Genomic DNA, 15,042 nt, shown 5'->3' on the forward strand with positions numbered 1-15,042 from the left:
TTTTTTACATTTGGCGGTACTCTTCTCCCCCACACCCCAACTGCGTATGCTCAAACTCTACACTTTTTTACTGCTTGTGGCGCTGGTCCTCTGTTCGACAGCTAGCCAGGCACAAGCTCCGGGTTCAATGGAATCTGAGTTGCGCTATGGCAACGAGTACCTGGCCAATAAAAACTACACGTATGCTTCGTGGCGCTACGAAACTGTAGTGCTGCAATGGCCGGCAGTCGCGGAGGGGCATCTTCGCTTGGGCCAATGCTACGTGCAACTAGGCAAAGCAGAGAAAGCGCGTACGGAATTGGCAAAAGCCGTGGAGCTAAACCCCGCTTACCGCGACGAAGCCAACGGCTACCTCGCGCAATTGGATGCGGCCGTTGCAGCTTCGGCACCCGCTGCGCCGGCAAGCCCCGGTGCAGTAAACCCAGCTCCTGCGGCGGCCCCTGCACCAGCCGTACGCGCATCGCCCGCAACACCGGCCCCCACGGGCCGCACGGTTGGTGGGCCGCTTTTATTGGGCGTCTATGCCTGCGACGCGGGCCATTGGGACGTAAGCGAGCGCCGCATGAAATCCGATCCTAAAGGTGCGCTCACGCTCGGCGCCAACGGCCAATACCAATACATGGGGCAAGCCGGAAAATACAGCTACAACGCAGCTACCGGCGGACTGACTTTCCTGAGTGGCTATTTCACGAAAGGAAGCCCAACCACCGCTAAGTTCAGCCCCGGTGAGCGAGTGGCCCAGGTCGATATCACATTCCAGACAAGCAATGGCAAGCTGGAATGGTCGTGCGGCTGTAATCATAAGTAATTTATTATCAGATATTTACGTATATATCTCAGACTAAGCTGTAAACACTCCAGCGAGTAGCTCGCAAAACCGCTCATAAAAAAAGCCGCCATCTCAGAACTGAGATGGCGGCTTTTTTTATGAGCTAAATCAAAGAACTACCGGCGACGGCGGGGTTTCTCGTCCTCGTCGTCGTCATCGTCGCCGCCGAAGCTGGGCATGGTGAACATCGACGAGAGCAGGTCCTTGAACTGCGCCCCGGCCGTTACGCGGTTGCGCGAAATCAGGCTGTGCTCGGCCAAGCCGTGCAGGCAGAATTCCATCAGGAAATACGTCGTTTCCTTGTCCTCATTCGGGTGCAGGAACGTCACGATGTTGCGCAGGCCCGGTACTTGGTCGAGCGCTTTTTGGTAGTCTTTATCCGACGAATCGTTGAGCACGTCGACGGTGTTGCCAGCCCCAAACCAATCCTGCACTTCCTTGTAAGGGTTGGGTTTGGTCTTCACCTTTTTCTGCTTGTCGGGGTCGGGGAAGTAGTTGAGAAACAGCGTACGGATGGCTTTGCCCATCAGCTTCTCGGCCACGATGCCAGCTCCCTCCTGCTCGCCTTCGTACACCAATTCTACCTTGCCGGTGAGCGCAGGCACGGCGGCAATGAAGTCGGCGATGCGCACGTAGGTTTTCTTCTCGCCGTTGATGAGCGCCCGGCGCTCAGCGGCACTGATCAGGCTTTCGTAGGCCGAAATGGTCAGACGCGCCGACACGCCGCTTTTGGCATCGACAAACTCGCTGCCGCGAGCCTCCACGGCTACCTGCTCCACGAGGTCATGGATGATTTCGTTGCTGGTCACCATGCCCTTCTGCTCTTCTTTGATGCGAGCTTCCTGCTTGGTGATGCGCTTACCGATCTCGATGGATTTGGGGTAGTGCGTAATGATCTGAGAATCAATACGATCCTTGAGCGGCGTTACAATCGAGCCACGGTTGGTGTAGTCTTCGGGGTTGGCCGTGAACACAAACTGAATGTCCAGCGGCAAGCGCACTTTAAAACCGCGAATCTGGATGTCGCCTTCCTGCAAAATATTGAACAGCGACACCTGGATGCGAGCCTGCAAGTCGGGCAATTCATTGATCACAAAAATGCCTCGGTGCGAGCGCGGAATCAGGCCGAAGTGAATCACGCGCTCATCGGAATACGGCAGTTTGAGCGTCGCCGCTTTGATAGGGTCAGCATCCCCAATCAAGTCAGCTACCGATACGTCGGGCGTTGCCAGTTTTTCGGTGTAGCGATCCGAGCGGTGCATCCACGACACGGGCGTGTCGTCGCCTTTTTCGGCAATGAGGTTTTTGGCGTAGATCGAGAGCGGCTGCAACGGATCGTCGTTCAGCTCCGAGCCTTCTACCACCGGAATGTACTCGTCGAGTAAGTCCACCATGAGGCGGGCAATGCGCGTTTTGGCCTGCCCGCGCAGCCCCAGCAGGTTGATGTGGTGCATGCTCAGGATGGCACGCTGCAAATCCGGTATTACGGTTTCTTCATAGCCATAAATGCCCGGAAATACTTCCTCCTTGTTGCGGAGTTTGGCGATAAGATTGTCGCGCAGTTCCTGCTTGACGGAACGCGGCTGATACCCACTGGCGCGGAGTTGGCCAAGGGTGCGGATATGGTCGTGGGTCATGTGCAAATGAGAGTGGAGAATTGGTCCCCATGGTTTAACCGCCGAGCCCCACCTGAGGTTCAGGCCAAAAGGATTATTACGGTTATTTAATCAAAACGCAAGCAAAAGCGCTCACATCATTATGTGACAGATATAGAGAATTTTTGATATTATAATTGTAAAAATATCCTTGATAGTCAGCGCTTTACCTAAACAAAACAATACATTATGAAAAAAGCCCTACGAATACTTCTCGCCATAATCGTTGTTGTACTTGTAGTAGCGGCCGGAGCGGCCGCGTTTGTGAGCGTGCGCGGTATCCCGACGTATGAGGTGCCTAAAGTGGCCATCCGCAACGTAGTACCCACGCCGGCCTTGCTCGCCAACGGCGAAAAAATCGCTATGTCGATGTGCGCTGACTGCCATCTTGATCGGAAAGCCAATTCCTTTTCCGGCCGCTATATCAGCGACTTGCCGCCCGAATTTGGCAAGCTGTATTCGGCTAATATCACCCAAGACCCCGAGCACGGCATCGGCAAGTGGACGGACGCCGAGCTGATCACGCTGTTTCGGACCGGCATCGGGCGCGACGGCCGTTTCCGCATCGTAATGCCCCAGTTCGTGCACATGTCCGACGACGACATCAACAGTTTGGTGGTCTTTCTGCGCTCCAACCACGAATGGGTACAGCCCAAAGCCGTGGCTTCGCATGCCCAAGAGCCGTCGTTTCTGGGCAAAGTCCTCGTGAATACGGTAATGAAACCGACGCCCATGCCAGCGCACGCCATCGTCCAGCCCAACCCCGACGACAAAGTTGCTTTTGGTCATTACTTAGTAACGGGGCGCTATCTGTGCTACGATTGCCACTCCAAGGACTTTCAGACCAACAATATTCTAGAGCCCGAAAAGTCGGAAGGCTTTATGGCCGGCGGCAACAAGTTTATCACGCCCAATGGCGAGACCATCTTCTCGCGCAACCTCACTGCCGACCCCGAAACCGGCATTGGTGATTGGTCGGAAGAACAGTTTGTGAAGGCCGTGAAGTTTGGGCAGTCGCCGCACGGCCCGTTGCGCCTGCCCATGCCCAAGTTTTCGGTGCTGAGCGACGAAGAAGTAAAGGCGATGTTCGCCTACCTCCAAACCATCCCCAAACTACGCAACGCCACCGCTGAAGATGGCGCTATAGCTGCAAAGTAACAGCGGCTTGCTGCTGGGGCTAAAACAAAAAGGGGAGCCAAATTCGGCTTCCCTTTTTGTTTTATAAAATTCTGATTTATAATGTTTTACGCCGGTTCTTTTTATAGTCTTCAAACACCAAGTGTCCCAAGCCTTTCAAGCCGCTGTAATAGGCTTTGCCTTGGTTGATTTCGGTAAATTCCTCCACGAACTGCTGCAAATACGGATCGGAAGCGATCATGAAGGTGGTGATCGGGATTTTGAGGCGGCGAGCGGCGGCGGCTAGGTTCAGCGTTTTGTTGACCACTTTGCGATCCAGGCCAAAGCTGTTTTTGTAGTAGCTATTGCCTTCTTTCAAGCAAGTTGGCTTGCCATCAGTGATCATGAAGATCTGCTTGTTGGCGGTTTTGCGCTTGCGTAGCAAGTCCATTGCCAGCTCCAGCCCGGCCACCGTGTTGGTGTGGTACGGCCCAACTTCGAGGTAGGGCAAATCCTTCACCTTGATCTCCCAAGCGTCGTTGCCGAACACGATTACGTCGAGGAAATCTTTGGGGTACTTCTGCTTCACCAGCTCGGCTAGGGCCATGGCCACCTTCTTGGCCGGGGTGATGCGGTCTTCGCCGTACAGGATCATCGAGTGCGAAATGTCTATCATCAACACCGTGCTAGTCTGCGACTTATGCTCGTTTTCTCGCACTTCCAGGTCGCCTTCAGCCAGCATAAACTCTTCCTGCAAGCCGTGGTTGAGCTGGGCATTGCGAATGGATTCGGTCATCGAAATCTGATCCAGCGAGTCGCCGAAGCGGAATTCGCGCATGTCGGTGCTTTGCTCGTCGCCCTGGCCGGTGTGCGGCGTGTGGTGGTTGCCGGTGTTGCTCTTTTTCAGGCGGCCAAAGATCTCTTCCAGCGCGCTTTTGCGAATGTTTTGCTCGCTTTTGGGCGTAATCTTAAACGCACCGGCTTTCTGCGGATCGTCGTCGATGTAGCCCTTCTTTTTAAGGTCTTCGATGAAGTCGCCGATGCCGTATTGGTCGTCGGTGAGGCCGTATTGCTTGTCCAGCTCCGACAGCCACGACAGCGCCTCCCCCACGTCGCCGGACGTGATGGTGACCAATTGCATAAATATCTTGAAAAGCGAGTCGAAGCCCTTTTCGGGCGACTCGTCAGGAACGTAGTCTCGGAAACGGAAGCCAGCAGCCATAAGTCAGGTAATTGAGCTAAAAGAACAACGCGCCCGGTCGCAATGTTCAGTGCGGCGGCAGTTGGTTTGTAAGGTAACTGAGCGTCAGTGAAAACAAAGCACCGCCGTTGCGGCTTTTGCTGCTAAACCCTCCTTCCTCTATTGCCATGAAAGCTATCTGGAACAACACCATTTTGGCCGAAAGCGACGATACCGTCGTGGTCGAAAACAACCACTACTTCCCCGCTGATTCTATCAAAAAAGAGTATTTTGAGGACAGCATTGCCCACACCACCTGTCCCTGGAAAGGCCGGGCCAGCTACTATTCCGTGCGCGTCAACGGGGAGCTGAACAAAGATGCTGCGTGGTATTACCCCGAGCCTAAAGACGCCGCCAAGCAAATCAAAGACCGCGTAGCCTTCTGGAAAGGCGTACAAGTAACTAACTAATTATCAATTAGTTATCTAATCAAGTTTTTATAGCAAATAAGCCCCCAGAAAAGGGCCATCCCGCAAAGTGGGGTGGCCCTTTTCTGGGGGCTTGCGCGTAAAGCGTGCGCCCGCGGCTTGGTTAAGGGTGCATGCTGGTATAAGGGGAGCCGTTGTTGGTGCAGGCCCTTACATCAATCTGCAAAATCTGGCCACCGCCAACGGCTAAGGGGCCAAACCCGACGTTCGACACATACAGCTGACCATCAGGACCTAAGGTAATACCGGTAGGCATGGAAAGGCCGGTGGCAATGGTTTCGCGGTTGCCGGAAGCGTTTAGGCGCACAATCTGGCCTTTGCCGGGCGCCGGGAACGGCGTGCCTACTGCGGTTTCTAGCACATACAGGTCGCCTTCGCTGTCGAACACCACGCCCAGAATAGTGGAAAACCCAGTGGCCCACTTCTGAATGTCGCCGCTGGGCGAGATTTTGTAGATGCTGGAACCACCATCGACAATCGGGAATGGGTTGAGGTTGCCGACGTAAAAGTTGCCATCCCAGTACGTTACGGAGGTAGGTACGATGTGGCCCTGGCTGGCTGATATGTCAATGACGCGCGACACTTTCCCGTCGGGCGTGATCCTTACCAATTCGCCGTGGTTGGCCTCAATGGCGTAGAAATCGCCCCGCAGGTTGATCATGCTGTACCAGTCGCCGTCGGGCTCAAAGTCATCCTCTTCCGGGTTCTTGACCGGGTTGGCCATAGTGTACGCACTCAGGTCGGCCACCTGCGTCGAAGAGCCGTCGGCATTGATTTTCCGCAGACCGTTGGGCATGGAGGTAACGCCATGTGAGCATCCGGCCCCGGTAATCAGGGCATACAGGGTATTGCCAATAAAGGCAACGTCGCCTACTCCACTGATATCGCCGCCGACCAACTCAGTGTTTTGGGTAGAAGGCAGCTTATCGGTGATGGTCGTGCGCACGCCCGACTTACTGATTTTGGAGATGCGCCCGCTCGTTTCGCTACCCTTGTACGGGCCAACCGGCGGTACAACTTGCGTACACTGGCCGACCGTGGAGTTGGTGCCGCCGGTGCCGCCTTCGGCCACGTAGAGATAGCCATCAGGGCCAAATTTCAGCCCGCGGGGGTTGTTGAGGCCCGTAGCAAATACCGTGACTTTGTTGTTGCCCGGACGGCAGGTGGGCTGTTCGAATTTATTGCAGGATGTAGACGTAAACAGCAGTATACCCGTGAGGAGGCCTCCCAACGGCAACGTAGGATTCAGTTTCATAACGTGGGTTTCAGTGATCTGGTGTTGAAACAGGGATACGAGCGGCGTCAATAGTAAAAGCCTGGCACGCGGAAGCTGTCCTCCGGCAACCCAGGAACCAAAAACAGTGAGCAGACTCAACTTGCCCCGCACGGCGTCGCACACTTACTGGCTATCGTCGGGGAAGCGCGGGGGGCCCGAGGTCGTGCGGCATGCATACCGGACCAGCCAATAAGCGCAAATACTAAAGGCGCATGCGCCTTACGCCATCTCCACCACGAAAAGACAGCAACGTATAATATTGTTAGTCAAGTAGTTGCATGCTTGACTATTGCATAACGTTAACCACGGAAATTCTTCACCATCCCTTAGTAGCAATGCATTGCTACCCGCTCGCACAGTCCAGCTGTGCGGGAAGCACGTTTCGACCCGCTTTTGATATAGAATAATTTACATATTAAAATTCATTATACCAATACATAATCATGTGATAAAGTTTGTTGCACTCCCTGCCGATTGCAGATATGAGTAGGTGCGCAAGTTTCGGGTGTCGTAAGGCGTTGCCGAGGGGTACATTTGGGAGTTCTTAAAGCCCAAGCACGATGACAGACTATCAAAGAATAGCAGCGGCCATTGCCTACATCCGCGAGCGTTTTCAGGAGCAGCCCGATCTGGAGGCCATGGCCCAACAAGCGAACTGGAGCCCTTTTCACTTTCAGCGCAAGTTTCAACAGTGGGCCGGGGTCAGCCCCAAGAAATTTTTGCAGTACGTAAGCATCCAACACGCCAAAACGCTTTTGCAAGACCAGCAATCGGTAGCCGGGGCGACCTACGAAACCGGCCTGTCGAGCCCAAGCCGCCTACACGATCTGTTTATCACGCTGGAAGGCATGACGCCCGGCGAATACCGCCAGGGCGGCGCCGAGTTGCACATTCAATACAGCTTTGGCGAAAGCCCGTTTGGCCACTACTTGGTCGCTTCTACCGCGAAAGGAATCTGCAAGCTTACCTTTTGCGAAGAGCCCGAAGCAGCCCTCACCGAGTTGCGGACCGAATGGCCCTTTGCCACGCTAGAACAGGCTGTGGCCGAAGCCCATACTGCCGTAGCCCGGTTTTTTCGGCATGAGTTTGGCCCCACCGACCGGCTGCATCTGCACCTGAAGGGCACGCCGTTTCAGCTCAAGGTCTGGGAATCGTTGCTGCGCATTCCGGAGGGCCGATTGGCTACGTACGCGCGGGTGGCCGAGCAGGCTCAATACAGCCGAGCCGTGCGGGCCGTGGGCACCGCCATCGGCAGCAATCCAATAGGCTACCTAATCCCCTGTCACCGCGTAATCCGGCAGACGGGCGAGTTGGGGCAATACCGCTGGGGCAGCACCCGCAAAGCGGCGCTCATTGGTTGGGAAGCGGCCCACGCCGAGAGCCTGCATGAGTTGCCACTACTCACTTAATAATGATGGACAACCAGCGTAAAGCAAAAGGCCTCTGCTGTTTCCAGCAGAGGCCTTTTGCAACTATTTGTTTATCAATTGGTTACACTAATCGATCCACTTGAACTTGTATTCCAGCTTGGGTACGGGCATACGCTCCGAAACACGGCGCAAGCGGCCGGGCAGCGCCATGATGTAATCGCGGGCTTTGTCGGCGGCACCGTTTAGGCCGGTCATGTGCTCCAGGTTCCAGGTGTTAATCAGGCCTTCCAGAATGTCGGTATAGTCCTGGCTGGTGTACACGCCGAGACGTTGGGCAGCATCGGTGAAGTGGCCGAAGGTTTTGCCCATCTCAATGCCGAGTTCACGCATGTAGTGCGCCGGCATCACGATTTTTTTGCGCATCATGTCTTCGAACGCCAGCATCATTTCCGAAGGATCTACTTCGAAGATTTTGGTGACAAACGTCTGATACACACGAGCATGGCGCGACTCGTCGCCGGCGATCATGCCGCAGAGCTTCGAGAGGCGGTCGTCGCCGGCTTTGCGGGCCAGCGTACCCACGCGGCGGTGCGAAATGTTGGTGGCCGCTTCCTGGTAGCTCGTATACACAAACGCCCGGTACGGATCGTGGGCCGTGCCCAGGTCGAAACCGTCGTTGATGAGGTACTGCGTGCTGGTTTCGAACTCGCGCATATTTACGCGGCCCGACAAGTACAGGTAACGGTTGAGCAAGTCGCCGTGGCGGTTTTCTTCGGCCGTCCAGCCCCGAATCCACTGCGCCCAGCCGTTGTTGGGGTCGCGGTTGAGGTCGTCGAGCTGATGAAACCACGCCTCGTAATTGGGCAGGGCTTCTTCGGTAATGGTATCGCCTACCAGCACGGCCAGCAGGTCGTAGCTGAGTTCTTTCGCATGTTCGCGAAGGGCGCGTACTTCATCAAAAAACGAATCCAGACGCGAGTCGGGGAGAAAGTCGGAGGGCTGCCAGCTATCTTCTACCTTCTTGAGGAAGGTCCCCATGTTTTCTTTCAGGAAAGATTCGAGATGCTGCAGTACCTCGCCGCGGGAGGTTACGGTTGCAATCATGGCAGGGCGGGAAAAATACAAGAGTATAGGGAATGCCAAAGGTATACATTCACTACACTCACATACGAAAAACAACTCCCCTCGGTCACCTATAAAATTTTGGCTATTTGAGATTATTTCACGGTTTCTACATGCGGCGCATAAAAAACGGGTGCCGGACCAAGGCCCGATTGCAGCGGCAGCCACCTCACTTGCGGTGGGTTGCCGGAGCATTTTAAAACACAAAACCTGCTGAGCAAAGCGGCTGCATCCGGCGCAAGAAACCATTTTACATCGGAGCGCTGCGCCAAAGCGCGCATGGCCGTGGGGAAATCGCGCGTGCCGGTGAGTTGCTGGCGTAAGGCAGGCTGCGATGGATCGAGCGTGGGCCAGCCGGTGAGCAGTACCAGTTTGGGCGCGCTTACGCTGAACTCACGAAACGGCGACTGGCTTTTAAATGCCTCTTCCAGTCCGGCTACCACCACGGCGGCTTCGTGGCCTGTAAGTCCCGCCGCAAAACGCGCCAGTATGTGCTGCCCGCGCAACGCTTCTTGGCTCAGAACTGCTTTTCGGTGCCAAGTCTTGTATCCGTAAGCCAGCACAACAAGTGCCAGCAGCCCGGCGCTTAGCGGCGCCAAGCGCGGCCGCGGATGACGCGCATCGAGCAGGTAAGCCAAGTTACCCAGCACCCACAAATCGAGGAGTGGCAAGGCCAGCCGCGGCGGTAATTTCAGTACGATGCCCAAGGCCAGCAGTAAGCCAATCATCATGACCTGCACCACCCAAAAACGCCTCTCATATGTATATCTTTGACTACCAAATACTTGCCAGCAGATCAAAACTTGCAGCAGGAGCAACGGGAAATAATCACGTAGCAATTGCTGCACTGTTTCCGTGGCTTTCAACCAGAATTGGTGTCGCAAAAAATACCCTGCTTCAAAGCGGCTGGCTCGCTTAAATAAGTCAGGATTTACCACCGCCGAATCGCCCAGCATCCACTGTTCTACGGCTTGCATCGCGAGGCTGTCCGGAGCGGTAACAGGCGTTGGGCGGTAGAGATGGTAGTCGTTGAGGTTGGACTTTAGCACGTCCAGCGTGCGGTAGTTGCTCGCCGCGGTGGAGCGGGTAAGCGTGAGAGTTCCTCCCCCAACTACAGCTAACGTGTTGGCTACCAGCACCAAAACGCTTGCCCGGCGGCCACCTAACCAGAAGATTCCCGGCGCAGTGGCTATGAGGGCCAACATGGCCGCACTGGGCCGAATCAGCCACGCGAGGCCGAAAGCCAGCAAGCCCATCATCAGCGCGCCCGCTTGGCCACGGCGTTGGGCAGCATATAGCAAGCCTGCGCCGCCCAGCAGCATCGGCACCCGCACGTAATTGAACCACATGCCATGCTCGACCCAAGCCACGCAGAAAAACAGCACCATTAAAACCATAATCGTTGGACCCGAAAAACGAGGGTGCAGCAACCGATCGAGCACAGCAAAGGCGAGTACCGTAGACAGGTAAAGAAGCCCATAAAGCGCAAAGCCATACCACGGCCACGCCGGAAAAGCTTCGTACAGCGTTGCCAAAATCCAGGCTACACCGTGAAAATACAGGTGTAAATTGGTAACGGGTGCAACGGACATGTTGCCCCGCAGCAACAGCGTAATGACAGCGTCGTCGTTGGTTTCGTAAAAACAGCCCAGTGCCCACCCGCTCAGCAGCATCAGCAAAGCCGGCAAGGCAACGACCCGCCCTAGCTTCCACAAAAGCGCCCGCGAGCCAGTCGCTGCGTTGGCACTTGCTAGCATCAGTTGAAGGCCAGCCAAAATAGCCTTTCTAGTGCTGCGCAACTAGCAGCGGCCTTGTGGTCCACTTTTGTGCCCGGCAGCAGATGCAGCGAAAATTCCAGCGGGGGCACCGCCGCATGCACTTCTCTTCGCTGGTTGATACGGACACTCATGAACTCATTTTTGCCTGCAAGGTAGCAAAACGACTTGCAGCGCAGAAGGGCGAAAAAACCATCGCCGCTTGCTTCCAGCTGCCTATTCTGGATTCTTTGCCAACTTGCGGCGTGCATTCTTCCGTTTTCCGGCGCCTCCCCGATTTGGCCTTGCTATTGGTCGTGGCCCTGACCGTAGCCTTCTTTTTTCTGGCGCACGAAGGCCTTTACGACCTCGACGATTATCTCTACGCCGGCTACGCGCACCAGCTGGCTTCAGGTACTTTTCACGTCCGGTCCGACCCGCTGGGTCTGCTGCACGATCCGCTGAAGGAACGGCCGCTCATCTTTGCGCCGGTGGCATTGCTTTACCAACTCTTTGGTACTGACATCATTACCACCACACTTTGGCCGTTGGCCTGCACCTTGGGCTGCGCGGTAGTCATCTGGGCGCTTTACCGACGGCGCGAGCCTGTAGTGGCCGCGGGTGCCATGCTTCTGCTCAACTTGCACTATTTCACCCTCGATCTCACGCGCTATCTCTACCCCGACAACATTCTGATGTTCTGGTGTTTGTGTAGCGCCGCCGCCCTACTCACCGGTCGCCGCCCAACGCAGGCGCCGCGGCTTTGGGGAGTTGGATTTGCGTTGCTCAACTTCGCCGCTTTTCTCAGCAAAGAGACCATCGTCTACTACCTGCCTTTTTACCTGGGCCTGTTGGTTTTTGACCTCTGGAAGCGGCAACATCGGCAATTTTGGGTCGCCGCGCTGGGCACGGGCATTTTATTGATTACCCTGTATCTGTCTTATTATCAAATATTTACAAACGACGCTTTCTACCGTGTTCATCTCATTGAGCATACCAACGCGTATCTGAAAGAGGGCAATTTTTTGCAGGGCCATCAGGACAAGTTGCTGGCGCGGGTGACGTATTTGCCTGTGCTTTTCTTCGTGGGCATTGGTTTGGGAGCGGCGTTGGTGCTGGCGGTATCAGTAGTTTTCAATCGGGAACCCGTCCCCGACTCCGATGCCAGTTTCTGGATGGCACTGGGGTTCAGCACGTTGGCGTTTTTTTGGTTGGGCAGCACGTCACTGAGCCAATATAACCCGATTACGCTGCTCCCGCGCATGACTACGCCCGTGCTGCCGCCTTTGTGCCTGGCTGCCGGCTTTGGGCTCCGCAATTTTGTTCGGACGGGGCGCGGAGGCTGGCTGCTGGGCGCCTCGCTGCTGGCCTGCGCCGCGTGGCTGCACAACAGCGTTTCGGTGGTGTATGCGGGTTTGGGCTTCTACTTCGTGGCCACGGCTCTTGGCAACCAACTCAGCAGCGTGCCGAGGCGGCTGCGGCCGGGCACCACAGCCTTCGCAACGCTGACCTTGCTGGCCCTGGCTGGATGCCTTGCCATTCGACCCCTCTATTTCATGGGCAAACCCAGCATATCATCACACTTCGACCAGAACCAGATTTTCCGGAAGCACTTGCAAGCGCCGGCCCAAGGTGTGGTGTTTGTAGATGACTACCTGATAAGTAATTACGATTTCTACTACGGCTTTCAGGTACCGCAGGGCCTCTCCTTCCGGCGCTACTGGGCCCGCGATTCGGTGCGACTGGCGCCGGGGCAGCGGGCCTGGCTGCTACTCAACCGCAGCACCCTCACCAACGACGAGCTCACGCGTAAGCTCATCCGCTACTCCGCCGATTCGGTGTTGCGCTGGTTTCCGCAGCGCCGGCCGGTGGCCGAAACAGGTAAAGTGACGCTGTACGAAGTATTTATTAATAAGTAGTTGACTATCAATTTCTTACCGATAGTTTATTTTACTCCAGAGATGCAATACCCAATCGAGGGGTTGTATGGCCTGCTCGGTTTTCAGCATTTCGTATAACTTGTTGGCGCCCTGATAATTCCGCCACCGTACGGCCTGGCGATGCTCCCAGCGCAGGCGCACGACTAGGGCAGCTCGCTCGGCGGGCGTCCGGCACAGGGCCCGCGCTTTTTGGCAAACCCGAATGGTAGAAGCCAGGTACGGATCGTGCGGGCGGTAGCCTTTGCGCGACATGGCCTGTGGGTGCAGCCGTTTTTTGGTCGTAACGACGTCGAGGAACTGAAACTCGTAATCGCGGGAGGCGCGTACCCAAAAGTCGAAGTCTTCGTAGGCCAGCGACTCATCGTAGCCCCCTAGGCGCTCCAAAACCTGCCGCCGGATAAGCATAGTAGGGGAACTGATGAAATAACGACGCAACACTGCCGCAAACACATCGCCGGAGGCCGGCTCGGGGTGCAAATGGCCGCGGCCGTCGCGCCCAAAATGGTAGCGCACGTGCCGCGACTCTTCGTCGATCAGTTCGGCATCGGAATAGATGACGCCGCAGGTATCGCCATGGGTTTGAAACGCGGCCACCTGCTGCGCCACGCGGTCGGGCAACAGCACATCGTCGGTGGCAAAGTCGATAAGAAACGCTCCGCTCGACTGCCGAAATCCCTGATTAAAGCCAGCGCAATTGCCCACATTATGCGGCAAAAAAATAGTCTTCCACGTAGGATTCTGCGCGGCATACTGTCGCAAAATCGAGACGCTTCCATCGGTGCTAGCCGCATCGACAAGCAGCACTTCGAGGTTTGGATAAGACTGGGCCAGAATAGAATCGAGGGCTTCCGGCAGGAAACGAGCATGGTTGTAGCACAAAGCAACAATACTCACTAATGGAAATATATTGTTTTGACTATAAGACATTTATACTATCGAAGACAATCTATAAATTTAACCTCATCATACTCTGTTACGCATGCTTCCAGTACCGTTGAAAGTAGATACCGTAGCCTATGAGCAAGATGCCAAAGCGGGCAGCATGCGCCAACGGTGCCCCCAACAGTTGGTAGTGTGGTAGCAACACAGCCAACAGTCCGGCATATAAAATTGCTGAGATCACCTGGGCAGCAACGTAACGCCCAACCTGGGCATGGGCCGTAAGCAAAAAAAGCAAAACCCAGGTCAGAAATTTAGCCCAATCGCCGATTAGTTGGGGAGCAAGGAGCCCGCGCGCGGCGGCAAAATGCTGCTCAAACAGCAGAGGCAACAGCCAGTCGCGCAACAGATAAATCGCGCCCAGCCCGCCGGCCAGCACCGGCGCCAGCAGAAGCAGCACCGTCCGCACGTAGGAGCGCAGAGCGGCGGGATGGTTTGTCAGGGCGGCCAGCCGCGGGTAGTACACGCTGCTCATGATCGCTGAGAACACCATCGTGTAGTTGTCGGAAAGCTTGGCCACGGCCTGCCATAAGTCGGTCTGGCCCAGGGTGAAACGCCGGATCAGCACTTCCCGCAACGCAAAATCTACGGCTTTGCCGAACAGCAGCACGCTCAGGGCCATCAGCAGGAATTTGCCCAGCAACAGCAAGGCGGGCCGGCTCACCCGCCCCCGCCCAACCCCGCGCAAAAGCCCCAGGCGCCGACACGCACGCAGGGCGGGCACCAACGTCAGGCCTTGCGCCAGCAGATATGCCAACAGCACCCATTCGAGGTGCGGCACGTGCAAGGCTAGCAGCAATGCCACTGCTCCGGCCCCTAACCCGCTGAGTGCCACCGTCAACCCCACGTACACGCGCAGCTCCCCGGCGGCTAGCAGCACCGATACCAGCAGCCCGTATGCTGTGAGCAAGGCAATGCCGACAGCAAACAAAACTACCCAGGCTGCCGACGGGTGAAACACACCCACCAGCGGCGTCGGCACCAGCACCAACAGCAGGCAACCCAAAAACAAGATACTGATGTTCAGCACTATACCAGCTTGCAACCACCGCCGATAGCCCCGCGAGCCCGTGGGCAATGGCGCCAGGTACTTAACCAAGCCAACGTGCACGCCGTCGTTGGGCAGCGTGGTAAACAGGGCCATCAGGTTTTGAAAATGCGCCAGCAGCGTTAGACCACCGGGGCCACCGTACACAGCCAGCAACTTATTGACTGTCAGGGCACCGGCTGCCCGGGCGAGTACGGCTACCCCGGAGCCGAGCGAGCCCCGCAGAAAGCGGCCCAGCACGGTAGCGCGCGGTTCGGGCTTAGTCACAACAGGCGGAGGTACGGGCAACATCGGGGTTAAAAGTACGCGCTGCGCAAGCAACTGC

Annotated in this window: 12 protein-coding genes; 5 read left to right on the forward strand and 7 right to left on the reverse strand. The window is 56.0% G+C overall.

Annotation, left to right across the window (positions count from 1 at the left end):
- Nucleotides 1-127 precede the first annotated feature (127 nt).
- A complete protein-coding gene (locus tag FHG12_RS21045; RefSeq protein ID WP_165699471.1) occupies nucleotides 128-808 on the forward strand; it encodes a tetratricopeptide repeat protein in 681 nt (226 codons plus the stop codon).
- Between the two features lie 137 nt (nucleotides 809-945).
- Here the strand turns inward: FHG12_RS21045 and FHG12_RS20065 are convergent, their stop codons facing one another.
- Nucleotides 946-2,466, reverse strand: coding sequence for a sigma 54-interacting transcriptional regulator (locus tag FHG12_RS20065; RefSeq protein WP_139517482.1), 1,521 nt, complete (start codon nucleotides 2,464-2,466; stop codon nucleotides 946-948).
- Between the two features lie 207 nt (nucleotides 2,467-2,673).
- Between FHG12_RS20065 and FHG12_RS20070 the strand changes: the two genes are divergently transcribed.
- The gene (locus FHG12_RS20070; protein WP_139517483.1) at nucleotides 2,674-3,642 is read left to right on the forward strand and encodes a c-type cytochrome; all 969 of its coding nucleotides are present in this window, start codon (nucleotides 2,674-2,676) and stop codon (nucleotides 3,640-3,642) included.
- Between the two features lie 76 nt (nucleotides 3,643-3,718).
- Here FHG12_RS20070 and FHG12_RS20075 read toward each other — a convergent pair whose 3' ends face one another.
- Nucleotides 3,719-4,822: a vWA domain-containing protein gene (locus FHG12_RS20075; protein WP_139517484.1), complete on the reverse strand. Its 1,104-nt coding sequence runs from the start codon at nucleotides 4,820-4,822 to the stop codon at nucleotides 3,719-3,721.
- A gap of 146 nt (nucleotides 4,823-4,968) precedes the next feature.
- Between FHG12_RS20075 and FHG12_RS20080 the strand changes: the two genes are divergently transcribed.
- Nucleotides 4,969-5,250 carry a DUF427 domain-containing protein gene (locus tag FHG12_RS20080; protein ID WP_139517485.1) on the forward strand — a complete coding sequence of 94 codons (282 nt, stop codon included), beginning with the start codon at nucleotides 4,969-4,971 and terminating at the stop codon, nucleotides 5,248-5,250.
- 121 nt (nucleotides 5,251-5,371) lie between these two features.
- On the opposite strand, the gene FHG12_RS20085 is transcribed toward FHG12_RS20080, so the two are convergent.
- Complete coding sequence (locus FHG12_RS20085; protein ID WP_139517486.1) at nucleotides 5,372-6,523, reverse strand: ScyD/ScyE family protein; 1,152 nt, start codon at nucleotides 6,521-6,523, stop codon at nucleotides 5,372-5,374.
- 581 nt (nucleotides 6,524-7,104) lie between these two features.
- Between FHG12_RS20085 and FHG12_RS20090 the strand changes: the two genes are divergently transcribed.
- On the forward strand, nucleotides 7,105-7,953 hold the full coding sequence (locus FHG12_RS20090; RefSeq protein ID WP_139517487.1) for a bifunctional transcriptional activator/DNA repair enzyme AdaA: 849 nt from the start codon (nucleotides 7,105-7,107) through the stop codon (nucleotides 7,951-7,953).
- Nucleotides 7,954-8,040: 87 nt separating this feature from the next.
- On the opposite strand, the gene FHG12_RS20095 is transcribed toward FHG12_RS20090, so the two are convergent.
- Nucleotides 8,041-9,018: an acyl-ACP desaturase gene (locus FHG12_RS20095; RefSeq protein ID WP_139517488.1), complete on the reverse strand. Its 978-nt coding sequence runs from the start codon at nucleotides 9,016-9,018 to the stop codon at nucleotides 8,041-8,043.
- Between the two features lie 113 nt (nucleotides 9,019-9,131).
- Nucleotides 9,132-10,793 (reverse strand): hypothetical protein, encoded by a 1,662-nt coding sequence (locus tag FHG12_RS20100; protein ID WP_139517489.1) that lies wholly within the window; start codon nucleotides 10,791-10,793, stop codon nucleotides 9,132-9,134.
- A gap of 263 nt (nucleotides 10,794-11,056) precedes the next feature.
- On the opposite strand from FHG12_RS20100, the gene FHG12_RS20105 reads away from it, so the two are divergent.
- Nucleotides 11,057-12,709 carry an ArnT family glycosyltransferase gene (locus tag FHG12_RS20105; RefSeq protein ID WP_165699472.1) on the forward strand — a complete coding sequence of 551 codons (1,653 nt, stop codon included), beginning with the start codon at nucleotides 11,057-11,059 and terminating at the stop codon, nucleotides 12,707-12,709.
- 15 nt (nucleotides 12,710-12,724) lie between these two features.
- On the opposite strand, the gene FHG12_RS20110 is transcribed toward FHG12_RS20105, so the two are convergent.
- The gene (locus tag FHG12_RS20110) at nucleotides 12,725-13,624 is read right to left on the reverse strand and encodes a glycosyltransferase (RefSeq protein ID WP_230471214.1); all 900 of its coding nucleotides are present in this window, start codon (nucleotides 13,622-13,624) and stop codon (nucleotides 12,725-12,727) included.
- Between the two features lie 79 nt (nucleotides 13,625-13,703).
- Entirely contained in the window at nucleotides 13,704-14,984 is a 1,281-nt protein-coding gene (locus tag FHG12_RS20115; RefSeq protein WP_139517492.1) for an MATE family efflux transporter, read from the reverse strand.
- Between the last annotated feature and the right edge of the window lie 58 nt (nucleotides 14,985-15,042).

The sequence above is a fragment of the Hymenobacter jejuensis genome (assembly GCF_006337165.1).
GTDB lineage: Bacteria > Bacteroidota > Bacteroidia > Cytophagales > Hymenobacteraceae > Hymenobacter > Hymenobacter jejuensis.